Genomic DNA, 23,169 nt, shown 5'->3' on the forward strand with positions numbered 1-23,169 from the left:
GCAGGCTCAGGCGGCGCCGGCGCTTCAGGCCAGGTCGAAGCGGTCGAGGTTCATCACCTTGCTCCAGGCCGCGACGAAGTCATGCACGAACTTCTCCTCGGCATCGGCGCTGCCATAGAACTCGGCCAGCGCGCGCAGCTGCGCGTTCGAGCCGAACACCAGGTCGACGCGCGTGCCGGTCCACCTGATCTGGCCGGAGGTGCGGTCGCGCCCTTCGAACACGTCCTTGGCGTCGGACACCGGCTTCCATTCCGTGCGCATGTCGAGCAGGTTGACGAAGAAGTCGTTGCTCAGCGCGCCCGGCCGTTGCGTGAAGACACCGTGGCGGGTCTGCCCCACATTGGCTTCGAGCACGCGCAGGCCGCCCAGCAGGACCGTCATCTCCGGCGCCGTCAGCGTCAGCAGCTGGGCCTTGTCGATCAGCAGTTTTTCCGCCGGGATGGTGTACCTGCCCTTCAGGTAGTTACGGAAGCCGTCCGCGATGGGCTCGAGCACCGCCATCGAGGCGACGTCGGTCTGCTCCTGCGTAGCGTCCGTGCGGCCCGCTGCGAACGGCACCGTCACCACGTGGCCGGCATTCTTCGCGGCCTGCTCGACAGCGGCGGCGCCGGCCAGCACGATCAGGTCGGCCAGCGATACCTTCTTGCCGTCGCGCTGCGCGCCGTTGAACTCGGCCCGGATGGCCTCCAGCGTCTCCAGCACGTTGGCGAGCTGCTCCGGCTGGTTGGCCTCCCAGTCCTTCTGCGGCGCCAGGCGGATGCGCGCACCGTTGGCGCCGCCGCGCTTGTCCGAGCCGCGGAAGGTCGAGGCCGAGGCCCAGGCGGTCGATACCAGCTGCGGCACCGACAGTCCCGAGGCCAGTACCTTGGCCTTGAGCGTGGCGATGTCCTGGGCGTCGATCAGCTTGTGGTCGACGGCCGGCACCGGATCCTGCCACAGCAGCTCTTCCGCCGGCACTTCCGGGCCGAGATAGCGTGCACGCGGGCCCATATCGCGGTGGGTCAGCTTGAACCAGGCGCGTGCGAAGGCATCGGCGAACTGCTCGGGGTTCTCGTAGAAACGCCGCGAGATCTTCTCGTAGGCCGGGTCGAAGCGCAGCGACAGGTCGGTGGTCAGCATGGTCGGCCCACGGCGCTTGGCGGGATCCTGCGGGTCGGGCACGGTGCCGGCGCCGGCATCGCCCTTGGGTTTCCACTGGTGCGCGCCGGCAGGGCTCTTGGTCAGTTCCCACTCGTACTCGAACAGGTGCTTGAAGAAGTCGTGGTTCCACTGCGTCGGCGTGGTGGTCCAGGTGACTTCGAGCCCGCTGGTGATGGCGTCGCGGCCCTTGCCGGTGCCGAAGCTGCTCTTCCAGCCCAGGCCCTGTTCTTCGAGGCCGGCCGCTTCCGGCTCGGGGCCCACGTGGGATGCCGGGCCGGCGCCGTGGGTCTTGCCGAAGGTATGGCCGCCGGCGATCAGTGCCACGGTTTCTTCATCGTCCATTGCCATGCGCGCGAAGGTCTCGCGGATGTCGCGCGCGGCGGCGACCGGGTCGGGGTTGCCGTTCGGGCCTTCCGGGTTGACGTAGATCAGGCCCATCTGCACCGCTGCCAGCGGGTTTTCCAGCTCGCGATCGCCGCTGTAGCGCTTGTCGTCGAGCCACTTGGTCTCGGCGCCCCAGTAGACGTCTTCGTCCGCCTCCCAGGCGTCGACGCGGCCGCCGGCGAAACCGAAGGTCTTGAAGCCCATCGATTCGAGCGCGACGTTGCCGGTCAGGATGATCAGGTCGGCCCAGGAGATCTTGTTGCCGTACTTCTGCTTGATCGGCCAGATCAGGCGGCGCGCCTTGTCCAGGCTGACGTTGTCGGGCCAGCTGTTGAGCGGCGCGAAGCGCTGCTGGCCGGAGCCGGCGCCACCGCGGCCGTCGGCGGTGCGGTAGGTGCCGGCGCTATGCCATGCCATGCGGATGAAGAGTCCGCCGTAGTGACCGAAATCGGCGGGCCACCAGTCCTGCGAATCGGTCATCAGCGCGCGCAGGTCTTCCTTGACCGCGGCCAGGTCCAGGCTCTTGAAGGCCTCGGCGTAGTCGAACGCCTCGCCCTGAGGGCTGGACATGGCGGGATGCTGGTGCAGGATCCTCAGGTTCAGTTGGTCGGGCCACCAATCCTGGTTCGACGTGCCGCCGCCGGCGGTATGGTGGAACGGACATTTTGCTTCAGTCGTCATGGACAGGTTCCTTGGATCGTTAGCACTTCACCGCTCGGTTTCGGTGAGGGGTGTGGGGGCCGAGCATTGCCCGCAAATGGTAGGGCCTCTCATCGCAGCACGGAAATTGGATTATTTGATGACCGTGTAAGGCATTGACTATAGTCATCGAATTGCCGCGGTGCGGGAACCATACCTTGCAGCGGCCGACCCATACCTTCGGACTAGCCGCTGGCGCTGCACCACGGCAACTTGCGGTAGATCAGGAACGCGTGGTGGTTGGCCAGCGCATTCCGGTTCGGACATCCGTTTGAACTCCTTGGCAGTGACAGCTACCGTGGTCCGCGCTCGTGTGCGGCGACGAGAGGGAAGGCGGCGGCGCTGCGTAGCATTGGGCAAGGCCCCGGCGAGGACAAGGCGCGCCGCGACGGCTCTGGTACATTGCTTGTCCCAGGCGCAAGGCCGCCGCCCGTCACGGGGGCGTGGGGCCGCGCCAGCAGGAAGCCTCCCATGCCCATTCCAGTCCATCTCGTCCATTCGCTCATCGACGGCGCCGCCGGCGGCAATCCAGCCGGCGTCGTGATCGCCGCCGATACCCTCGGCACCGCGCAGAAGCTCGCCATCGCCGCACGCGTCGGCCTGTCCGAGACGGCCTTCGTTTCGCGCTCGGCGTGCGCCACCGTCAAGCTGGAGTTCTTTACGCCGACGCGCCAGATCGCTCACTGCGGCCATGCCACCATCGCCGCGTTCTCGCTGCTGCGCGACCTCGGCCGGATCGGCAGCGGGCCCGCCACCAAGGAGACCATCGACGGCACGCGCCGCATCCAGGTCGACACCGGCAGGGTGTTGATGGAGCAGCGTGCTCCGGTCTATACCGAGGTGGCGCCGGAATCCGCGCTGGGCCGGCGCGTGGCAGCGTCGCTGGGGCTGGCCGCCGGCCAGCCCGGCGCCACGCTGGCGCCGGTGGTCGTCGATACCGGCAATGCCTTCCTGATGGTGGCGCTGCCCGACGCCGCAACGGTGGCGTCGGTCCAGCCGGTGCTGCCCCTGGTTGCCGCCGTCAGCGAGGAACTCGGCCTGGTGGGCTACTACCTGTTCTCGCGCGAGACGCGCCAGGCGGGGCGCCACGCGGGCACGCGCATGTTCGCGCCGCGCTACGGCATCGACGAGGAGTCGGCCACGGGCACGGCCGCGGGGCCGCTGGCCTGCCTGTTGCATGATCGCCTGGGCGTGGCGCAGACGGCGATCCGCATCGAGCAGGGCTGGCTGATGCGGCCGCCGTCGCCGAGCGTGATCGAGGTGGAACTGGAGACGCAAGACGGACGCATCGCCGGCCTGATGGCAGGCGGCGCGGCGCGGCTGGACCGGGTCATCGAAGTCCAAGCCTAGTCCGATCGACCCGGGTGCGTCGCGGCGGCTACGGCCGGCTCGACGGGGTTCGCATCGCGCCGGTTCGCTCCCCTCTCCGTGAGGGAAGAGGGAAAACACCTGTTGGCTAGTTCGATCGGCCTGGGTGCACCCGGCTGGCGCGCTCCGGCACATAGCGGTCAGCCTGGATATCAGGCGTGAGCCCGTGGGTGAAGACCGCGTCGGTGATCGGCAGGAAGCCGGCGTTCCAGTCTTCCCATTGGCGTTGCAGCCGCGCGAACACTTCAGGATGCTTGTCGCGCAGGTTGGCGCGCTCGCGCTCGTCCGCGGCGACATCGAACAGGAAGGCGTTGTCGTTGATCTTCAGGTACTTCCAGTCGCCGTCGCGCACGGCGCGCTGGGCCTGGGCCTTGTAGCGCCAGTAGAGCGTGCGCGCATGCACGGGGGCGCGTCCTTCCAGCACCGGCAGGATGTTCTCGCCATCGCTGGGCCAGTCCGGATGGGGCGCGCTGCCGGCGGCGGCCAGCAGGGTGGGCAGCCAGTCCATGCTGATGGTGACCTGCTCCTGTACCTGGGGCTGCAGCCGCGCCGGCCAGCGCAACAGCGTCGGCACGCGCAGGCCGCCTTCGAGCAGCTCGGTCTTCTGGCCGGTGAAGGGCCAGGTCTTGGAGAAGCGCTCGCCGCCGTTGTCGCTGGTGAAGACCACGAGGGTATCGCGCGCCTGGCCGGTGGTGTCGAGCGCGCCGAGTACCTGCCCGACGGCCGCGTCGAGCGACTGCACGATCTCGCCGTACTTCTTCAGGTTGCCGCCGTCGTAGTGGAACAGATCGCGCAGTTCGCGTGAGACCGCTTCGTCCTGCGGGCCCTCCCAGGGCCAGTGCGGCGCGGTGAAATGCAGCGACAGGAAGAAGGGGCGGGCATGGTCGACGCGGCCGCGCACATAGGCCTCGGCCTCGTCGGCCAGGATCTGCGTGTAGTAGCCGCTGCGCTCGACCGGCACCTCGCCTTCCCACAAGTCGCGCGGTACATCGGCGCCGACCCCCGGCTTGTGCGTGAAATAGTCCACCACGCCGCCCAGGTTGCCGAAAAAGCGGTCATAACCGCTGCGCAGCGGGCCGTGGGCGGGGGGATGGCCGAGATGCCACTTGCCGATCAGCGCGGTGTCGTAGCCGGCTGCCTTGAGCAGCGAGGGCAAGGTCGGGTGTTCCGGTGGCAGGCCGAGCCCGTCGCGCGGGCGGGCGATCGGTTCCTCCAGCCCCCCGCGCAGGCGGTACTGGTAGCGGCCGGTGATCAGCGCGAAGCGGGTCGCCGAGCAGACCGCCGAATTGGCGTAAGCCTGCGTGAAGCGCACGCCTTGCGCGGCGAGGCGATCGAGATGAGGGGTGGCGAAGCCGGTCTGGCCATAGACGCCGAGGTCGGCCCAGCCCAGGTCGTCGGCCAGGATGAAGAGGATGTTCGGGCGTGTGGGCATGGCCTGTGTCTCGCGTGGTCCTTCGTGTGGTCCGTGTTGCACGATGGTCTTTTGCCGCGCGCTCACTTGCCCGCGGCGTGGGCGCTGGCGGCGCTGGTCGCGGTCCAGAATCCTTGCAGCTTCAGCGTCCTGAGCGCCTCGTCGAGGAAGCGCGGATCCGCCCAGCCCTTGGGATCGAAGCCCTGGCGCACGATGCCGGCCGCCTTGGCGCCTTCGATCACGTCGCCGAAGTGGGCGATATAGCCCGCGTCGAGCAGGGGCGAGTAGCGTGCCTTGATGTCGGTGCCCTCGAACTCGCTGGAGAAGAGCTGCACCGGCAGCCCGCTGATGTCATGGAAGCGCTGGAACAGCGTCTCGCGTGGAATGGCGCCGCTCGCCGCCGCGTGCGCCTGCTGCACCAGCACCTTGACGATACGCGTCAGCGCCTCGGGATGCCTGCCGGCGAAGTCCTCGGTGGCGATCACAGTGGAGTGGATCGCGTACAGGTCGCCGCGGCCCTTGGTGCTGACCGGGATGTCGGCGCTGCCGGCGAGCTTGAGCAATTGCAGGTCGGCGCCGCCGAAGGTGGCGTCGATGTCCTTGTTGACGACGGCGGCCTTGGAGGTGGGCCAGTCCAGGTTGGTGAAGCGCACGTCCTTTTGCGACAGGCCTTCCGCCTTCAGCAAGCGGTCGAACGGCAGCTGGTAGGCCGTGCCGCGCAGCACGGCCACGCGCTTGCCCTTGAGATCCTTGAAGCTGCGGATGTTCGAGCCGGGCGCGGTGGCGAGGTAGCTGTTGGCGCCGCGGCCCGCGCTGGCCACCAGCCGTGTCCTGAGGCCGCTGGCGCGGCCGATCACCGCTGCCAGGTCGCCCAGGAAGACCACGTCGAGCTGGCCGGTGGCGAGGCCCTCGTTGATGGCGGGCCCGGCACCCTTGAAGAATTTCCACTCCACCTGCACGCCATCCTTGGCGAACTCGGCTTCGATCGCCTTGCTGGCATAGGCCAGTGAAACCGGCCCGGCGCCGGCGAAGGACTTGCCCTGGCTGCCCTGCTCGGGTGCTGCCAGGTGGATCACCTTGGGCAGGTCGCCGGCGCTCGCGGCGGGCGCCGCGCAAAGGCCGGCAATGGCGGTGGCGAGCGTGATGGCAGCCGCCAGCAGGCGGCGGGGGGCGGTGGGGGCGACGTGCAAGAGGGCTCCTCGGTCGGGCGGCATCACGGAATCGGGCAGAGCTGGCTTGGGCGCTGCCGCAGCGGGCCTATTCTGCGAGGGGCACCGGCAGGCGTCAAAGAACCATGCCGAGGAAGGTTATGCGGTGGGGGCCGCAGGCATGGCCTCATTGCCGGGCACGCACGGCACTGCTCACGGCGCGCCTGCGCCGATCACGTGCATGACGTTGCTGTGGCGCACCAGACCGGAGACTGGTGTGGCCGCGCTGCACCAGCCTGGACTCAGGGTTTCTACGCAATCAGCCGGGCTTGCCCTAGCCGCGCCAATTTCTTGTTTGTCACCCGCGCCGGCGGTCGCCGAAGATGCTTCGCATGGCGGTACCAGGGACGCGCGAACGGCGCCCGGCAGCCGCCGATCTTGTGCGACGGACATCGATACATGGCAACGAACCAGGCAAGCATCAGGGCGGGCGTCGACATCGGCGGCACGTTCACCGACGTCGCGCTGGAGCGGGACGGACAGATCTATACGGCGAAGATACTGACGGACTATGACAGGCCGGAAATGAAGGCTTGCCCTCGCTTGCTGCAATTCTTGTTTGTCGGCGCAGGCATCGGCGGGAAGAATAGGACGGACCGACAGCCACTTCGACCTATCGATCGGCAGCAAGGACTACCTGATCCTGCGCAACCACGGCCTGCTGACGACCGGCCGCTCGGTCGCCGAAGCCTTCACGCGCATGTTCTACCTGAATCGGGCCTGCGAGATTCAGCTTGCCACGCTTTCGGCCGGCCAGGAGCTCATCATTCCGTCGCCCGAAGTCTGCGAACACGCGGCCCGGCAGCACGACGACTACGCTTACCTCGACACGGTACACCTCGACCGCGAATGGACGGCGCTGCTGCGCCTATTGGAGCGAGACGGGGCGGCCTACCGCTGCTGAGCGCCGGGCGGGCCGGCTTCCTTCGTCAGCCCAGCCCGGCATCCTCCAGCGCGGCCGCCTGCCTGGTCAGGAACAGTGAGCGAAAGTCGCGCCGAGCGAAGCGGTAGATCCAGAATCCGGCGTCGTCGCCGGCCGCGAGTTGCACCAGCCGGGCCGGTGCGTGCCCCGTCAGCGCGACGAATTCACGCACCATGTGCGGCTGGTCGAAATAGCCGTAGTGCTGCGCCAGGTGGGCGAGGCGGCCGCGCCATCCGGCGCCGGTCAGCAGGTCCGACAGGCTCAGGCCGAAGCGTGCCAGCCGCCTCAGGTCGCGCAGGGTGGTACCGTAGACGCGGTCCATGCGCCGTTCGAACTGGCGCTGCCCGATGCCGAGGCTGCCTGCCAGCTGCGCGGCGGGGGCGAACAGCAGGCGCGGGTCGCCGAGCTCGAGGCGCGCGCGGTGGGCATTGGCGCGCGGACGCAGGTTGTCTACCAGCCATTGCTGGGCATGCTCGATCCAGCGGGCCGGCTGTCCATCCTCATCGATGCGCGCCAGCATGCGCGCCACTTGCGCAGGTGGGAAGGCCGCATCGAGCGGCACTGTCTGCCCGCGTAGTTCGTTGAGACCCGGCCCCAGCGCTTCCGCCAGCATGCCGGGGCGGAACAGGATGGAGATGACACAGGTGTCCGGCGCGCTGCGGGTCGCCGCCGGCCGCAGCCGGGGGCCTGACAAGCCTGCGCGGGGCAGTGGGGCAGGCGCGCTGGCGTCGTGTTCCGGCTGCTGCCAGCCGCTGCCGCGCGCGAAGATCAGGATGGCCGGGCTCAACACCGCGGGCAATTGCGACACGCAGCTCTCGCGCAGCGGCATCAGCAGGATGTGGTGGATCCAGGGCGCGAGCTCCGGTCGCGGCGGGAGGATCAGCGGCGCGGTCATGTCGTTCGGGAGGTTGGGCGTTGCCGCATGCGGTGACCGGATGACGCCCGGGGCGGGGTGGTCGGGAGGCGCGAGGCACGCCTGGCATCAGCCTCGCATGCCCGGCCATCTCCGGATACGAAGAGGGATTCTATGCCATGCGCTGGTCACGAGGCTTCGCGCGCCACGGGAAGCATCCGCGGCTTGAGGGCTGCGGACAAACGCGGCAGAATGCCCGGGCCGCGCCACATGCCGCGGTCTTTCTTTCGACTACGCTTCGCTGCCCATGCCGCATTCCGTCCTCCACAGGCCCCTCCTGGCCGGCGCCTTGCTGGCCCTCGCGGTTGCGCTTCCGGCCCGCGCCGAAGGCACCGCCCGTTCCATCGACCAGGCGCGCGGCGTCCTCAAGACGCCCGAGGCCCGCGCGGTCTACGACCGCGAGATCCGTGGCGCGGCGCAGCCCGATGGCCTGGGCGTCCGTTTGCCGGAAGGCTTCACCGCCAAGGGCCTGCTGGCGGCGCTGGTGCCGGGCGGCGACCCCGCCGCGCTGGTGCTGGCCGGGGCCAGGCCCTGGCCGGCGCGCCCGGACAGCTATGTGGCGATCGTCTGCGTGGCGCGGTCTGCCGCGGCCGCGGCCAATGAGCGGAAGTACTGGCCCGATCAATGCCGGACCGAGCAGGCGCAGGCGTGGTTCGGTGTGTTCGAGCGCGGGGCCGGCGGCCAGCCGCGCCTGCTGGCGCGCACGCGCGGGCCGGTCGAGGCGCCCACGTCCTGGGCCGGCAGCAATCTCGATTCACCCCAGGCCCTCGAGGGTGGCGACACGCAGGCGGGCATGCCGGAGAGCTGGCTGCGCTTCGATCTCGCGCCATACCGCATCCGCGACGACGAACTGGCCTTCGGGGTGCGCGCCGGCTGGAGCGAAGGGTATGCCGGCGGTGGCGCCTCCTTCGAGGCGCTCTACCTGTTCCGCGTGGACGGCGAGGCGCTGCGCGTCGTGTTCACGGCGCCGATGATGTACTACAAGATGATCGCCGGCGACTGGAACAAGGACGGCACGCGCAACCACGATATGTACGAAGGCAGCAACCTGTTGAACGTGCAGGGCGCGGCCACGGCCGGCTTTCACGACCTGCAGTTGCGCGAGCGCGGCGGCAAGTGGCGCAGGACGTATCGCTGGTCGGAGGCGAGCGGGAACTACGTCGCCCGCTAGTCCATTGCGCCGGAGAAAGCGCCCCCGAGCGGCGGTGCGTCCAGGTCGACGGCCCCTGCAGGCGCTGTCGATCGGGGCTGCCTTTCGGATGACGCAGTGGATCCGCTGCAGGCGCCGCGCCCCGCGGCCTCAGCCCGGCCTCATTCGTAGCGCAGCGCTTCCGCCGGATTGACGCGGGCGGCACGCCAGCTCGGATAGAGGGTGGCCAGCGTGGACAGGCCGAAGGAGGTGAGGCCGATGGTGGCGATGTCGTGCAGGCTCGGGTCCGAGGGCAGCTCGCTGATGAAGTAGATGTCGCGCGGCAGGAAGTGGACGTGCAGCAGGCGTTCGATGAAGGGCACGATCACGTCGATGTTGAAGGCGATCAGTGCGCCGCCGGCCACGCCCAGCAGGGTGCCGATGAAGCCGATCAGCACGCCCTGCACGATGAAGATCTTCATGACTGAGCCGGGCTGCGCGCCCATGGTGCGCAGGATGGCGATGTCGGCCTGCTTGTCGGTGACCGTCATCACCAGCGTCGACACCAGGTTGAACGCGGCCACGGCGATGATCAGCGTCAGGATCACGAACATCATGCGCTTCTGCGATTGCACGGCGGCGAACCACTGGCGGTTCTGCTGCGACCAGTCGCGCACGTAGAGCTCGCCGGTGAGTGTGCCGGCGAGCTGGTTGGCCACGTCCGGCGCGCGCTGCATGTCGGCCAGCTTGAGGCGAACGCCGGTGGGGCCCGACAACTGGAACAGCGCCTCGGCGTCCTGCAGGTTGACCAGGGCGATGCTGCTGTCGAACTGGAAATGCCCGGCCGAGAAGATGCCGACCACGGTGAACTGCCGCAGCTGCGGCAGCGCGCCGGCCGCCGAAATGGCACCGCCGCGCGCGGTCGCCAGCATGATCTTGTCGCCCACCTGCACGCCCAGTGCGCTGGCCAGTTCGTTGCCCAGCGCGATGCTGGATTCGCCGGGCCGCAGATCGTCCAGCGCGCCCGCGCGGAACTGCTTGCCGAGGTCCGACACCTTGGGCTCCTGGGCCGGGTCGACGCCGCGCAGCAGCACGCCGCGCACTTTGTCCTCGCGCGTCAGCATGGCTTGCGCCGCCACATAGGGGGCCGCACCGATCACTTCCTGGCTGCGCATGGCCTCGGCGGCGGTGCGCTGCCAGTCGGGCAGCGCACCGGGCGCCATGATCTCGATATGGGACAGCACCGACAGCATGCGGTCGCGCACCTCCTTCTGGAAGCCGTTCATCACCGACAGCACCACGATCAGCGCGGCCACCCCCAGGGCGATGCCGGACATCGAGATCATCGAGATGAAGGAAATGAAGCCATTGCGGCTGGCGCGCTTGCCGGCGCGGGTGTAGCGCCAGCCGATCTGCCACTCGTAGGGGAAATGCAAGAGGCGTCCTGTGTTGTCGGAAGTCAGGTGGGCGCGGCCGGGCCGCCGGGCGGGACAGGCGTTTCCCGCGCCCGCGGCGCATGCGGCCGCTGCGAGAGGCGTCCGCCGCGGGCAGGCGCGCTTCGCAAGGCGCCTAGTGTACAACGGCGCCTGCTGGCCGGCCGGCTGCCGCCCGGGCGTGGCGCCAGGTGCCTGTTCACGCTTGCCGCCTGCGGCGCCGCATCGGCGCTTCGACGGGCCCCGGGGCGGCATCGGCCGTTTCGATGCGCTCCAGTACCTGGCGGGCGCGAGCCGCGCAGTCTTCGCCTCCGATGTGTTCGCCCGAGCCGTCGATGTCCTCGATCAATGCCAGCAGGCCGCTCCTGCTCTGGGCGAGCTGCCGTTGCAAGGCCTCGATCTCGTCGACCTTGCGCCGCAAGGCCTGCAGTATCTCCTCGCGCGGCCACTGGCCCAGGTCGGGCGGCAGCAGGGAGCGGATCTCGTCCAGCGAGAAGCCGGCGCCCTGGGCGCGCAGGATGATCTGCAGCCGCGTCAGGCTTTCCTGCGCGTACTCACGGTAGCCATTGGCGTGGCGCAGCGCCGGCCGGAGCAGGCCGGCGGCCTCGTAGAAGCGGATGCGGGAGGCGGCGATCCCGCTCAGCCTGGCCAGTTCACCGATCTTCATAGTGCGCTCTCCGCTGCTTGACATTAAAGTTGACTTTAATCTTAAGGTTGGGGCTTCGTCAAACCTGGAGGCCACCATGCCGCTGTTCCAACCCCTGGTCCTGCCCAACGGCGCAGTGATTCCGAACCGACTCGCCAAGGCCGCCATGGAAGAAAACATGGCCGACGCCGACCATGCGCCCTCTGAGGCGATGGTGCGCCTGTACGGCGCGTGGGCGCGCGGCATGTCCGGCCTGATCCTGACCGGCAATGTGATGGTGGACCACCGCGCCATGACCGGTCCGAACGGCGTGGTGCTGGAGGACGATGCGCACCTCGACCGCTTCCGGCGCTGGGCGCAGGCGGCGCGTGCCGCGGGTGCCCAGGTCTGGATGCAGATCAATCACCCGGGGCGGCAGATGCCCGCGGCGATGGGGCAGGCCACCCTGGCGCCGTCGGCGGTCGCCATGGACCTGGGGGCCTTTTCCAAGCAGTTCCCGGTGCCGCAGGCCATGCGCGAGCAAGACATCGAGGAGGTGCGCCGGCGCTTCGCGCGCACGGCACAGCTGGCGGAGCAGAGCGGTTTCACCGGCGTGCAGATCCACGCCGCCCACGGCTATCTGCTGAGCCAGTTCCTGTCGCCGCTGAGCAATCGGCGGGAGGACCGCTGGGGCGGCAGCCTCGAGAACCGCGCGCGCCTGTTGCTCGACATCGTGCGCTCGGTGCGCGAGGCGGTGTCGCCAGGATTCGCGGTGGCGGTCAAGTTGAACTCGGCCGACTTCCAGCGCGGCGGCTTCAGTCCGGAAGACGCCCGGAGCGTGGTGGAGATGCTCAATCCGCTGCAGGTGGACCTGGTGGAACTGTCGGGCGGCAGCTATGAGGCGCCAGCCATGCAGGGGCAGGCGCGCGACGGCCGCACGCTCGCGCGCGAGGCCTACTTCCTCTCGTTCGCGCACGACATCGCCGCGGTGGCGCGCATGCCCCTGATGGTGACCGGCGGCATCCGGCGCCGGGCGGTGGCCGAACAGGTCGTGCAGAGCGGCATCGCCATGGCCGGCATTGCCACCGCGCTGTCGCTCGAGCCGAACCTGCCGCGCGACTGGCAGGCCGGCAAGGACAGCGCGCCGGTGCTGCGCCCGATCACCTGGAACAACAAGGCGCTGGGATCGCTGGCCAATATGGCGATGGTCAAGTTCCAGCTGAAGCGCCTGGGTGCCGGCCGGCGTACCGATGCGCAGGTTTCGCCGCTGCGCGCCCTGGTCGGGCAGCAGTTCGCCACCTATTGGGAGACCCGGCGCTACCGGCGCTGGACGGCCGCACGGGGCTAGTGTCCAGGGCGGCGCCGGGCCCTTGCCGCCAGATTCACGCGCACGGGGCAGCGGAGATCCGGGTCTGGCGATGGGGTATCAAGGCTCAGGGCAATGACCGGGCCTCACTCTGCCGCTTGCACCTTCGGCTTTGCCTGCGCAGGATCAAGTAAGCCCTGGCCCTCGCCGCGCAGGAAGGCCTCGACCACGGTGGCGAAGCAGGGCGGGCACTCCTGCATCGGATAGTGCCCGCAGTTCGGCACCACCAACAGGCGGGCCCGTGGATGCCAGGCCAGGAAGGTGCGCCGCATGGCGGCCTCGTCCAGGCCCGGATCCTTGTCGCCGACGATCACCAGCAGTTCGATATCGAGGCCGCGCACATCGTCGACGAAATCCGTATGCACCAGCATGTCGAGATAGCCGGCGCGGCAGGCTGCCGAGACCGCGCTGCGGTTCTGCTGCAGCTTGACGTCGGCCCACCGCGTGGACAGCCCCCCGCTGACGTAGCGGAATAGCCGGCGCAGCGCATCGTCGTTCTCGGCGGTGCTGGCAAAGAATGCCTTGGCGTCTGCGTCGAGCCGGTTGCCGGCGGCGGAGACCGGGCATACCGCCACCGCGCGCTGGATTCGTGCCGGGGCGTCGGCGGCGATGCGCTGCACCGCCATGCCGGTCATCGAATGGCCGATCAGGTGGAAACGCGGCCAGCCCAGCCGGTCGGCCAACGCGAGGCAGTCGGCGGCAATCTCCTCCACCGAGCAGGCACCGGTCAGTGCGATCGATTCGCCGTAGCCGCGCAGGTCGGCGAAGACATAGGTGAACGCGCTGCCGTCGAGATAGGGCAGCACGGCATCGTAGTTGCGGTGGTCGCCGAGCCAGTCGTGCAGGACCAGGACCCGCTCCGGGCCGTTGCCATGCCGGACGTAGCCCAAGCGGGCGGGGATTGGGGCTTGCTTCATTTCAAGATTTCCTTTCGGGTGGGGGAACCAAAAGGAAACGCCCTCCCGGCGGACCGGGAGGGCGTCTTGAAAGCCAGGGCATCGTATCAGGCGGCGGCACGGAAGTCCATGGCGGGACGCGGCGAATCTGGCGGACGTCGTCGGAAGCAAGCCGCGGGGTGGTCAATTGCTCAATTGCTCAATTGGCCAGGCGGCCAGGCGGCCAGGCGGCCAAGGGGGCACCGGCGAGCCGGCACCCGCGCCGCCACCCGATTGCCCCTTGCCTGCCGCCGGCTGCGGGCTTTATCCGAGCAGCGCCTTGACCTCCTTGCCTATCCTGGGAACGAGCTGGCCGGCCTGGCGAGCCAGGTTGACCTGCATGGTCACGACGGCAAGTTCGCCCAGGGGTTCCGGCAGCGGGTAGCCTCCCTTGGCGCGGAACCAGGCCAGTACCTCGGCCAGGTGCCAGATGGCGGCAGAGCCTTCATGTACCGGGGAAGGAAAGCTGGTGGCATGGCTGAGCATCAGCTTGCGCACGTTCTGGCGGCTGACTCCGACCACGTCGGCCACGTCGGTCAGCCCGACGAAATCCGGTGCGGCCTCGACCAGCCGGGCGGAGGGCATCGCTTGCCGCGCATCGGACAACGCGCCGAGCAGCGCGGCCTCGGCCGACTCGGCCTCGCGGGTGAACTCCAGCGCGATGCGGCCCGGCTGGCCGATGCCGACGAGGGCATCGTCGCAGCCGGCGGCACCCAGGCGTTCGGCGAGCGCATCCGGCTCCCAGTCCTGCATGGGCAGGCGGTATTTCAAGGTGAATGTGTATTCCATGGTGCCCCTGGTCCTTCCCGTTCTTACGGTCCTTCCTGCCCATCTGGCCCATCTGGTTCATCTGATCCTTCTGGCTCGACTGGCCCTTCCGGCATTGCATCGCCTCGCGGTGCCACACGCAGTGATCCACCACGCGCATCAAGGCGCGCGCGTGATTGCCAGGATTACGCGGCGTGCTCCAGACGCAGGCGATACAGAATTCACCGCAGCGGCATTCCTGATCGTCGTATGGGCAGAAGATCTTGCCCCAGGCATGCCCGCCGCCCGGCACCACGCGCCAGCCGTTGGCTTCCGCATGGCGCAATGCGGCTTCGACTTCCTTCTTGGGATGGGCGGCACGACGCATCGGGTCCTCAGCATAGTTGTCTCATTGTCGGTTGTCAACTGACAACCTTTGCGGGGCCCCGGATAGCTGTGCCGGCAACCTGCAATTCCCGCGCTGGCACGGTGGCGCGCTCGACCCCGGGGCGCGCGGACGGGGTGCGCGCAGGCGGGCCTTGCCTGGCAGCTTATCCAGCAGGAGGGAGCAATGTGTTTCGGATCGTGCCGATTGCCGCCGTCGACGGGGGAGAGGCGCGCTCAGGCCCCGTCCTGCCCGTCCACCGGCACCGCGAGACTTTGTTTCACCGTGGCCATGACCACGCGCGTGCTGCGGGCGGACTGAGCCGCGCGCCCGCCGCCGGCCGGCCGCAAGGGCCGGCGCGCGCTCAGCCGATCGTCGCGATCGGGGCGCCGGCTGCCACTGCGCTGCCGGGGCTGGCGTGCAGCGTGATGCGTCCGGCGCGATGCGCGTGGACCTGCATCTCCATCTTCATGGCTTCCATCACGGCCACCAGGTCGCCTTCCTGGACCTCGGCGCCCGCTTCCACCTTCCAGGCGTGCACGGTGCCGGCGATCGGCGCCAGCAGGTCGGCTTCGGAGGCGCCGGCGGCCTCGCCTGCGGGGCCGGCGGAGGTGGCCCCAGGCGCATCGGCCAGGCCGCGCATCAGCTGCGCCGGCAGTCCCAGGCGCACGCGGCGGCCGTCGACCTCGATGACGGTGCGCAAGAGGCCGGTGTCGGGCTGCGGCTCGGCGCGCACGGCGGCGGCCAGCGGCTCGGCGAAGTCGGATTCGATCCAGCGGGTATGCACGCGGAAGCCATCGGCGCCGAGGAAATCCGGGTGGTCGACGACAGTGCGGTGGAAGGGCAGTACCGAGGCCACGCCCTCGATGTGGAACTCGCGCAGGGCCCGGCGCGCGCGGGCCAGGGCCTGCTCGCGGGTGGCGCCGGTGACGATCAGCTTGGCCATCAGCGAGTCGAAGGTGCCGGGCACCACCGAGCCGGTCTGCACGCCGGCATCGACGCGCACGCCGGGGCCCGACGGTGCCTCGAAACGCTGCACCGGGCCGGGGGTGGGCAGGAAGCCGCGGCCGACGTCCTCCGCATTGATGCGGAACTCGATCGAATGGCCCAGCGGAGCGGGCGTGGCGGTGACGGACAGCGGCAGGCCGTCGGCCACGCGCAGCTGCTCCACCACCAGGTCCACACCGGTGGTCTGTTCGGTCACCGGATGCTCCACCTGCAGGCGGGTGTTCACCTCCAGGAAGGAGATGGCGCCGCCGGTGCTGAGCAGGAATTCCACCGTGCCGGCGCTGGTGTAGCCGGCCGCGGCGCAGATGTCGCGTGCCGCGCTGTGGATGCGTTCGCGCTGGGCGTCGCTGAGGAAGGGCGCGGGCGCTTCTTCCACCAGCTTCTGGTTGCGCCGCTGCAGCGAACAGTCGCGCGTGCCCAGCACCACCACGTTGCCGTGGGTGTCGGCCAGCACCTGGGCCTCGATATGGCGGGGTTTGTCGAGGAACTGCTCGACGAAGCACTCGCCGCGGCCGAAGGCCGTGACGGCCTCGCGCACGGCCGAGTGGTAGAGCTCTTCCACCTCGTCCATGCGCCATGCGATCTTCATGCCGCGGCCGCCGCCGCCGAAGGCGGCCTTGATGATGATGGGCAGGCCGTGTTGCTCGGCGAAGGCCAGCACCTCGCCGGCATCCTTGACCGGGTCGGGCGTGCCGGCCACCAGCGGGGCGCCCACCTGCAGGGCGATCTTGCGCGCCTCGACCTTGTCGCCCAGCTTGGCGATGGTGGCCGGCGAGGGGCCGATCCAGCGCAGGCCGGCATCGATCACCGCCCGCGCAAAGGCCTCGCTCTCCGAGAGGAAGCCGTAGCCGGGGTGCACGGCATCGGCGCCGCTGCGCCGGGCGATCTCCAGCAGCTTGGGAATGTTGAGGTAGGTATCGGCCGGCCGGTCGCCGTCCAGGCCGTAGGCTTCGTCGGCCAGGCGGGCGTGCACGGCGTCGAGGTCGGCATTGGCGTAGACGGCCACCGACTGCACGCCGTAGTCGGCGCAGGCGCGGATGATGCGGACGGCGATCTCGCCGCGGTTGGCAACCAGGACTTTCTTCATGATGGGGCTCACAGGGTGCCAGCCTTGCCGGCGGCGTCGGTTGGAGAGAGGTCTTCGAAAGCGCGGATCGGGCGGAAGCGCAGCCAGGCGCCCACCGGGATCTGTCCGGCGCGGTCGAGGTGGTGCGGCGCCACGGTGGCGATCACGGGATAGCCGCCGGTCAGCGGGTGGTCGGCCAGGAACAGCACGGGCTGGCCGCTGGGCGGCACCTGCAGGGCGCCCAGGGCGGTGCCTTCGCTGGGCAGCTCGCCGCCCACGGCGCGTTCCAGCGGCACATCGCCCGCCAGGCGCAGGCCGACACGGTTGGACTGGGGCGTGACCTGCCAGCGCTGGCCGGCCAGGCGTGCCACGGCCTCAGGCGTGAACCAGTCGGTGCGCGGGCCCATCACCACGTCCAGCACGACCTCCTGCTCCAGCGTGGGCAGGTCGGCCGCGGGCGGCACCGGATCGCCCACCACGGCGCCGGCCGCCGCCGGACGCAGGCCCAGCACCTCGCCCACGGCCAGCGGCGCGGGACCGACGTTGGCCAGGGTGTCGGTGGCGCAACTGCCGAGCACCGGCGCCACGGTAAAGCCGCCACGCGCGGCCACGTAGCAGCGTGCGCCGGCCGTCGGCTGGCTGATCGCCAGCACGTCGCCGTCGGCGAGGGCGAGCGCCTCGTGGCCGGGCACGGGCCAGCGGCGGCCGTCGGCGGTCTTCACCGTGAGGGGCGCATCGGCGCCGGTCACGGCCACCACGGTCTCGCCCAGGCTCTGCAGTTGCAGGCCGCCGCCCACGGTCTCGAGCGCAGCCGTGTCGCTGGGGTTGCCCACCAGGCGGTTGGCCGTCTTCAGCGCCGCCTGGTCCATCGCGCCCGAGGCCGACACACCTTGCCCGGCCTGGCCATGGCGGCCCAGGTCCTGGAACACGGTCAGCAGGCCGGTGGCCTTGACCTGCAGCGCGGCCTGGCCCGGGGCGAGGTCGGCGCGGCTGCGGCCGCCGGCGGCCTGGGCGGGCGCGCCGCTGCTGTCGCTGCTGCGGCGGCCACTGTCGGCATCCCAGGCGGCGCGCGCGCCGGCCTCCAGCGTGGCGATATCGACGAAGCGCACCCGGTAGCCGGGCTGCAGCAGCGCCGGCTGCTCACGGCCCAGGTCCCACATGGCCACCGGCGTCACGCCGATGATCTGCCAGCCGCCGGGGCTGGCCTGCGGATAGACGCCGCTGAAGGTGCCGGCCAGGCCCACGGCACCGGCCGGGATGCGCGTGCGCGGCGTGGTCCGGCGCGGCACGTCGAAGCTCGGGTGTCCGCCGGAGAGGTAGGCAAAGCCCGGCGCGAAGCCGGTGAAGGCCACGGTGTATTCGCTGCCGGTGTGGCGGCGGACCACCTCTTCCGGCGTGATGCCCAGCCGTTGCGCCACCTCGGCCAGGTCCTCGCCATCGTAGTGGACGGGGATCTCCACCAGGGTCGCGCTGCGCTCGGCGCGCTGGCTCAGGTCGCGCGCGGCAATGGCCTGCGCCAGCTGCGCCAGGCCGCAGGCCGAGGGGCGGAAGCGCACCAGGATGGTCCGTGCCGCAGGCACGAGTTCCTCCACACCGGGCAGGGGCTCGCGCTGCAGCGAGGCCAGCAGGGCCAGCGTCTGGTCCAGGTCGGCCAGTTCCACCAGCAGCGCATTCAGGGAGACGGGTAGGAAACGCAAGAGGAGACTCCGCGAGCGGTCAATTCGAGTAGGCACGGTGCCGATGCGTCAGCACCGCGGCAGCGGGAGGGCAGGGCCGGGATCCGTGTCGCGGCGTGGATGGCACAAAGTGTCGGGCCACGTACGCGGGGGATCGGTCAAGCGGCGCGATCGGCGCGATCGGCGCCAACTCCCTCTCATCTTGTCTGGCGATACACATACAGTGCAGGTAGTGCCGGCAATGAATAGTCAGATCGTATTTTCGATCAACTATGGTTACAAGATTGTTGAACAATCCGCGAAAGTTGACGATCATGGTATACACCTAGGTCGACAATGGTGCGCGGATATGCGCCTAACCGGTGCAAATCGCCCGGCAGAGTGCGCTAACATGCCAGCGCGGCCGTCCGGCGCCGGGTTGCGCTACCGCGATTGGCCGGCCGGACAGGAGCGCAGGCCCGACCACGCATGAGCCAACGCTAGATGACATCCAGTCCTGATACCAAGAACCTGGCCGAACGGGTCACCGACGAGATCCGCCAGAGGATCGTGCAAGGCGATTTCCTGCCTGGCCAGCGCCTGTCCGAAGCCGCCCTCGCCGAAAGCCTGCAGATCTCGCGCAATACCCTGCGCGAGATCTTCCGCGTCCTGACCAAGGAGGGCCTGCTCAAGCACGAGCCCAACCGCGGCGTCTCGGTGGCGGTGCCCGGCATCGCGGACATCGTCGATATCTACCGCGTGCGCCGGCTGATCGAGTGCCAGGCGCTGGCCCAGGCCTACCCGAGCCATCCGGCGGTGCGGCACCTGCGCGCCGCGGTCGAGATGGGGCTGCGCTGCCGGGCGCAGGGTGACTGGCAAGGCGTGGGCACGGCCAATATGGACTTCCACATGGCCATCGTCGACCTGGCCGACAGCGAGCGCTTGAAGACCATGTTCTCCCACCTGCTGGCCGAACAGCGCCTGGCCTTCGGCATCCTGCAGGACGCCGAGTTCCTGCACGGTCCCTACGTCGACATGAACCAGCGCATCCTGCAGTTGTTCGAAGCGGGCAAGCTGGCCGAGAGCGCGGCGCTGCTCAATGACTACCTGTCGCAGTCGGAGCGTATCGTGCTGTCGGCCTGCGCGCGGCATCCGATGTTCAATTCGCGCTGACGCGCCACGCGGGTCGGCCGGCGGCCGGCCGCTCGCTGCGCGAGCCCGGTGCCGCCGGCTGTGGATGACGCGTGCGTCGTCGTGGATTGTCGTGCGTTGTTATGCGTTGCGATGCGTTGCTATGCGTCGTTGTGCATCGTTACGCGCCGGCCGCTTCCAGTTCCCGGCCGCGTGTCTCCGGCAGCGTCAGCGCCGCCAGGATGAGCACCCCGTAGGCCGCCGCGGCAAAGATGCCGATGCTGGTGCCCAGGCCGTATTCCTTGGACAGCGCGCCGATCAGGAAGGGGAAGAGGGCGCCGACCGCGCGGCCGAAGTTGTAGCAGAAGCCCTGGCCGGAGCCACGTACGCGGGTCGGGAACAGTTCCGTGAGGAAGGCACCCATGCCGCTGAAGATGCCGGAGGCGAAGAAGCCGAGCGGAAAGCCGAGCCAGAACATGGCGCCGTTGGTCAGCGGCAGCATGGTGTAGCTGAAGGCGATCGTCATCGAGCCGAGCGCGAACAGGATGAAGTTGGGCTTGCGGCCGAGGCGGTCGGTCAGGTAGGAACTGACGAGGTAGCCCACCCACGAGCCGAAGATGATCATCGCCAGGTAGCCGCCGGTGCCCATCACCGTCAGGTGGCGCTCCGTCTTCAGGAAGGTCGGCAGCCAGGTCGTGATGGCGTAGTAGCCACCCTGCGCGCCGGTTGCCAGCAGCGCCGCGCGGATGGTCGTCGACAGCAGCGCGGGACGGAAGATCTCGGTCAGGCGCGGATGGTCGCTGGCCTTGCCCTGCGCGGCCTTTTCCTTCTCATAGACGTCCGGTTCCTTCACATAGCGGCGGATCACCACCACCAGCAGTGCCGGCAGCAGGCCCACCAGGAAGAGCGCGCGCCATGCCAACTCCGCCGGCAGGACGGAGAACAGCACGGAATACAGGATGGCCGTCAGGCCCCAGCCGATGGCCCAGCCGGACTGCACCAGGCCGACAGCCTTGCCGCGGTCCTTGGCGCGGATCACCTCGCCGATCAGCACCGCGCCGGCGGTCCATTCGCCGCCGAAGCCGAAACCCATCAGCGCCCGCGCCGCCAGCAACTGGTGGTAGTTCTGTGCCAGGCCGCACAGGCCGGTGAAGACGGCGAACCACAGCACCGTCAGCTGCAGCGTGCGTACGCGCCCGATACGGTCCGACAGGATGCCGGCGGCCCAGCCGCCCAGCGCCGAGGCCAGCAAGGTGAGCGTACCGATGAAGCCGGCGTCGGCCAGGCTGATGCCCCAGGTGGCGACCAGGGTCGGGATGACGAAGGACAGCATCTGCGTATCCATGCCGTCGAGCATGTAGCCGACCTTGCAGCTCCAGAAGGCGCGTTTCTCGCGCGGCGCAGCGTCGCCGTACCAGGAGAACAGATTGCCGCCGGCATCGGCCGACGTCTTGGGCGGGATAGGGGGGGCCATCGCGGGGGTCTGGTGGTCCATGAAACGCTCCTGGGTGCGTGAGGGGGAACGGCGAAGCAAGGGCGGGAAAGTCGGAAAAAGGTGCCGGGGCAGGCGGGGCGGCGAGGCTAGAAGACGGCGAGCGAGGCGTTGCGGATGTCGGTCACCAGCATGTGGCCCGGCTTGTGCGCGATCGCCAGCGGTAGCCTGGCCGCCATGATCGCGGTCTGGGGCGTGACGCCGCAGGCCCAGAACACCGGCAGCTCGCCTGGCTTGACGGTGACAGCGTCGCCGAACTCGGGCCGTGACAGGTCCTCGATGCCCAGCTCGGCCGGGTCGCCGATGTGGATCGGCGCACCATGGACGGCGGGAAAGCGGCTGGTGATCTGCACCGCGCGGATGGCGTCGGCGCCCCGCATGGGCCGCATCGACACCACCAGCTGCCCGCCGAACACGCCTGCGCGCCGGTTGGCGACGCGGGTGCGGTACATCGGCACGTTGCAGCCTTCTTCCACATGCCGCAGCGGAATGCCCTCCTGCGCCAGCATCTGTTCGAAGGAGAACGAGCAACCGATGGCGAACACCACGAAGTCGTTCTGCCACAGCTCGGCCAGGGAATCGGTCTCTTCCGCCAGCTTGCCGTCGCGGTAGACGTTGTAGGCCGGCACGTCATTGCGGATGTCGACCTCGCGCCCGAGCTCCGGCACATGCCACTGCCCCGGCTCGCCCACGCCCAGCAAGGGACAGGGCTTCGGATTGGCCTGGCAGAAGCGCAGGAAATCGCCGGCGTGCGCCGCCGGCAGGATGGCGAGGTTGGCCTGCGCGTAGTCGCCGCAGTGTCCGGCGGTGGGGCCGCGGAACTGGCCGCTGCGTACGGCCTGGCGGAAGTCGAAAGGGGTCGGGTGGGCGGGCATCGTCAGGGGCATGTCGGAATGACGTGGTCGTGTCTGACCTGAACGATAGGGAGTAAAATTTTTTGTCGCCAACGACTTTTTATTGGCATCCCTGTAAAGCAATTCTTAACGTTTATACGGGTTTTCCCTTGATTTCCCTCTGCCGGTGCGCACGCGCCTTGGACGTGAACTGCGGTGAACACGCGGGCAACTCGATGTCTTCCGCGTCGATACGGGCGGCAGCCAGATGAATACGCGCTTCCTGGAGACCTTCGTCACGCTGGCCAAGCTGCACAGCTTCCGTGCAACCGCGGCCGCGCTGCATGCGACGCCGGCGGCCATCTCGCAACGCATCAAGGCGCTGGAGGACGAGTTGCAGACCGTGCTGGTGGACCGCGAGAGCCGCGAGTTCCGCCTGACCCCCAACGGCGAGTACCTGCTCGGCTACGCCAGGAGCGTGGTCGAGGCGGCGCGCCGCCTGCATGCCGCCGCCTCGGGGGACAGCAAGATCCGCGGGCGCCTGCGCCTGGGTGTGATCGAGACCGTGGTGCATAGCTGGCTGCCGCACTACATGCGGCGCCTGGCCGCCGACTATCCCCAGCTGGAAGTCGAACTGACCGCCGATGTGAGCGTGGTGCTGCAGCGCCGGCTGATCGCCGACGAGCTCGACCTCATCATCCGTGTCGAAGGCAGCGACGAAAGCAATGTGGTGTGCAATGCGCTCGCCAACTACCCCGTGCACTGGGTGGCGCGTGCCGGCCTGCTGTCGCATACGCGCGGCCCGCTCGCCTTGCAGGTGCTGCAGCACCCCATCCTCACCTTCGGCCGCGGCACCGCGCCGCATCGCGCGCTGGAAGACATCGTGGCCAAGCTCGCCGGCGTGCACGGCGTGCCGCTGTCGGAGACGCGCATCACCGGCTCGCCGTCGATTGCCGTGATCGTCCAGCTGGTGCGCGACGGTTTCGGTGTGGCCGCCATCCCGCGGCTGTTCGTCGACCGCTTGATCGAGAGCGGCGAGGTGGTGGAATTGCCGCTGCAGCCGGCGCCGCCCTCCATCGTGGTGTCGATGTCGCGGCGCGCCGATGCGCCGCTGTTCGTGCACGGCGCGGCCAATTCGGCGCGGGCGGCGTGTGCGGAGTATTGCCACAACAGCGACAAGCGGCTGGTGGAGGCGCTGTGAGGCCGCCGGCAGGCGTCCGCCACCCTGGCGGGCGCCTGCGTGCCATCGTCGTGCACAGGGTGCTGCAGGCCATCACGGCGCTACCACGGCGCTACAATGCCGGCCAGTCGTTCCCGGC

Annotated in this window: 18 protein-coding genes and 1 pseudogene; 6 read left to right on the forward strand and 13 right to left on the reverse strand. The window is 69.3% G+C overall.

All coding sequences use genetic code 11. The features are described 5' to 3' along the window. Positions 1 to 24: 24 nt before the first annotated feature. Positions 25 to 2,205, reverse strand: coding sequence for a catalase/peroxidase HPI (gene katG / locus BKK79_RS19620; protein WP_071038290.1), 2,181 nt, complete (start codon positions 2,203 to 2,205; stop codon positions 25 to 27). Positions 2,206 to 2,694: 489 nt separating this feature from the next. Here katG and BKK79_RS19625 point away from each other — a divergent pair, with 489 nt between their 5' ends. Next, positions 2,695 to 3,573 (forward strand): PhzF family phenazine biosynthesis protein, encoded by an 879-nt coding sequence (locus tag BKK79_RS19625; RefSeq protein WP_071013294.1) that lies wholly within the window; start codon positions 2,695 to 2,697, stop codon positions 3,571 to 3,573. A 106-nt stretch (positions 3,574 to 3,679) separates the two neighbouring features. Here the strand turns inward: BKK79_RS19625 and BKK79_RS19630 are convergent, their stop codons facing one another. Both BKK79_RS19630 and BKK79_RS19635 read right to left on the reverse strand, forming a co-directional pair. After that, positions 3,680 to 5,023 carry a sulfatase family protein gene (locus BKK79_RS19630; RefSeq protein WP_071013292.1) on the reverse strand — a complete coding sequence of 448 codons (1,344 nt, stop codon included), beginning with the start codon at positions 5,021 to 5,023 and terminating at the stop codon, positions 3,680 to 3,682. Between the two features lie 62 nt (positions 5,024 to 5,085). Beyond that, a complete protein-coding gene (locus tag BKK79_RS19635; protein ID WP_157903216.1) occupies positions 5,086 to 6,192 on the reverse strand; it encodes an ABC transporter substrate-binding protein in 1,107 nt (368 codons plus the stop codon). A 577-nt stretch (positions 6,193 to 6,769) separates the two neighbouring features. Here BKK79_RS19635 and BKK79_RS19640 point away from each other — a divergent pair. Then, positions 6,770 to 7,114, forward strand: coding sequence for a class II aldolase/adducin family protein (locus tag BKK79_RS19640; RefSeq protein WP_232346234.1), 345 nt, complete (start codon positions 6,770 to 6,772; stop codon positions 7,112 to 7,114). A gap of 25 nt (positions 7,115 to 7,139) precedes the next feature. Here the strand turns inward: BKK79_RS19640 and BKK79_RS19645 are convergent, their stop codons facing one another. Further along, the gene (locus BKK79_RS19645; RefSeq protein ID WP_071038291.1) at positions 7,140 to 8,027 is read right to left on the reverse strand and encodes an AraC family transcriptional regulator; all 888 of its coding nucleotides are present in this window, start codon (positions 8,025 to 8,027) and stop codon (positions 7,140 to 7,142) included. A gap of 265 nt (positions 8,028 to 8,292) precedes the next feature. Here BKK79_RS19645 and BKK79_RS19650 point away from each other — a divergent pair, with 265 nt between their 5' ends. Further along, positions 8,293 to 9,216, forward strand: coding sequence for a hypothetical protein (locus BKK79_RS19650; RefSeq protein ID WP_071013283.1), 924 nt, complete (start codon positions 8,293 to 8,295; stop codon positions 9,214 to 9,216). 140 nt (positions 9,217 to 9,356) lie between these two features. On the opposite strand, the gene BKK79_RS19655 is transcribed toward BKK79_RS19650, so the two are convergent. Both BKK79_RS19655 and BKK79_RS19660 read right to left on the reverse strand, forming a co-directional pair. After that, positions 9,357 to 10,610, reverse strand: coding sequence for a lipoprotein-releasing ABC transporter permease subunit (locus BKK79_RS19655; protein ID WP_071013281.1), 1,254 nt, complete (start codon positions 10,608 to 10,610; stop codon positions 9,357 to 9,359). A 196-nt stretch (positions 10,611 to 10,806) separates the two neighbouring features. Beyond that, positions 10,807 to 11,274 carry a MerR family transcriptional regulator gene (locus BKK79_RS19660; RefSeq protein WP_071038292.1) on the reverse strand — a complete coding sequence of 156 codons (468 nt, stop codon included), beginning with the start codon at positions 11,272 to 11,274 and terminating at the stop codon, positions 10,807 to 10,809. 76 nt (positions 11,275 to 11,350) lie between these two features. Here BKK79_RS19660 and BKK79_RS19665 point away from each other — a divergent pair, with 76 nt between their 5' ends. Continuing rightward, positions 11,351 to 12,580 carry an NADH:flavin oxidoreductase/NADH oxidase family protein gene (locus BKK79_RS19665; RefSeq protein ID WP_071013276.1) on the forward strand — a complete coding sequence of 410 codons (1,230 nt, stop codon included), beginning with the start codon at positions 11,351 to 11,353 and terminating at the stop codon, positions 12,578 to 12,580. A 104-nt stretch (positions 12,581 to 12,684) separates the two neighbouring features. Here the strand turns inward: BKK79_RS19665 and BKK79_RS19670 are convergent, their stop codons facing one another. From BKK79_RS19670 to BKK79_RS19685, 5 genes and pseudogenes are all read right to left on the reverse strand, one after another. Beyond that, a complete protein-coding gene (locus tag BKK79_RS19670; RefSeq protein WP_071038293.1) occupies positions 12,685 to 13,515 on the reverse strand; it encodes an alpha/beta fold hydrolase in 831 nt (276 codons plus the stop codon). A gap of 282 nt (positions 13,516 to 13,797) precedes the next feature. Then, positions 13,798 to 14,322 (reverse strand): helix-turn-helix transcriptional regulator, encoded by a 525-nt coding sequence (locus BKK79_RS19675; protein ID WP_071013271.1) that lies wholly within the window; start codon positions 14,320 to 14,322, stop codon positions 13,798 to 13,800. Between the two features lie 106 nt (positions 14,323 to 14,428). Further along, a pseudogene (locus tag BKK79_RS41555) lies at positions 14,429 to 14,668 on the reverse strand (hypothetical protein); the annotation flags it as partial. 361 nt (positions 14,669 to 15,029) lie between these two features. Beyond that, positions 15,030 to 16,760 carry an acetyl/propionyl/methylcrotonyl-CoA carboxylase subunit alpha gene (locus tag BKK79_RS19680; RefSeq protein WP_071038294.1) on the reverse strand — a complete coding sequence of 577 codons (1,731 nt, stop codon included), beginning with the start codon at positions 16,758 to 16,760 and terminating at the stop codon, positions 15,030 to 15,032. An 8-nt stretch (positions 16,761 to 16,768) separates the two neighbouring features. After that, positions 16,769 to 18,436 (reverse strand): 5-oxoprolinase/urea amidolyase family protein, encoded by a 1,668-nt coding sequence (locus BKK79_RS19685; protein ID WP_071038295.1) that lies wholly within the window; start codon positions 18,434 to 18,436, stop codon positions 16,769 to 16,771. A 462-nt stretch (positions 18,437 to 18,898) separates the two neighbouring features. Here BKK79_RS19685 and BKK79_RS19690 point away from each other — a divergent pair, with 462 nt between their 5' ends. Next, positions 18,899 to 19,567 carry a GntR family transcriptional regulator gene (locus BKK79_RS19690; RefSeq protein ID WP_071038296.1) on the forward strand — a complete coding sequence of 223 codons (669 nt, stop codon included), beginning with the start codon at positions 18,899 to 18,901 and terminating at the stop codon, positions 19,565 to 19,567. 139 nt (positions 19,568 to 19,706) lie between these two features. On the opposite strand, the gene BKK79_RS19695 is transcribed toward BKK79_RS19690, so the two are convergent. Beyond that, positions 19,707 to 20,999, reverse strand: a complete 1,293-nt coding sequence (locus BKK79_RS19695; RefSeq protein ID WP_156811369.1) for an MFS transporter — start codon at positions 20,997 to 20,999, stop codon at positions 19,707 to 19,709. Between the two features lie 107 nt (positions 21,000 to 21,106). Further along, on the reverse strand, positions 21,107 to 21,892 hold the full coding sequence (locus BKK79_RS19700) for a putative hydro-lyase (RefSeq protein WP_071038579.1): 786 nt from the start codon (positions 21,890 to 21,892) through the stop codon (positions 21,107 to 21,109). Positions 21,893 to 22,118: 226 nt separating this feature from the next. On the opposite strand from BKK79_RS19700, the gene BKK79_RS19705 reads away from it, so the two are divergent. Continuing rightward, positions 22,119 to 23,051 carry a LysR family transcriptional regulator gene (locus tag BKK79_RS19705; RefSeq protein ID WP_071013258.1) on the forward strand — a complete coding sequence of 311 codons (933 nt, stop codon included), beginning with the start codon at positions 22,119 to 22,121 and terminating at the stop codon, positions 23,049 to 23,051. The last annotated feature ends 118 nt before the right edge of the window (positions 23,052 to 23,169 follow it).

It is taken from the genome of Cupriavidus sp. USMAA2-4 (assembly GCF_001854305.1).
In the GTDB taxonomy this organism is placed as follows: domain Bacteria; phylum Pseudomonadota; class Gammaproteobacteria; order Burkholderiales; family Burkholderiaceae; genus Cupriavidus; species Cupriavidus malaysiensis.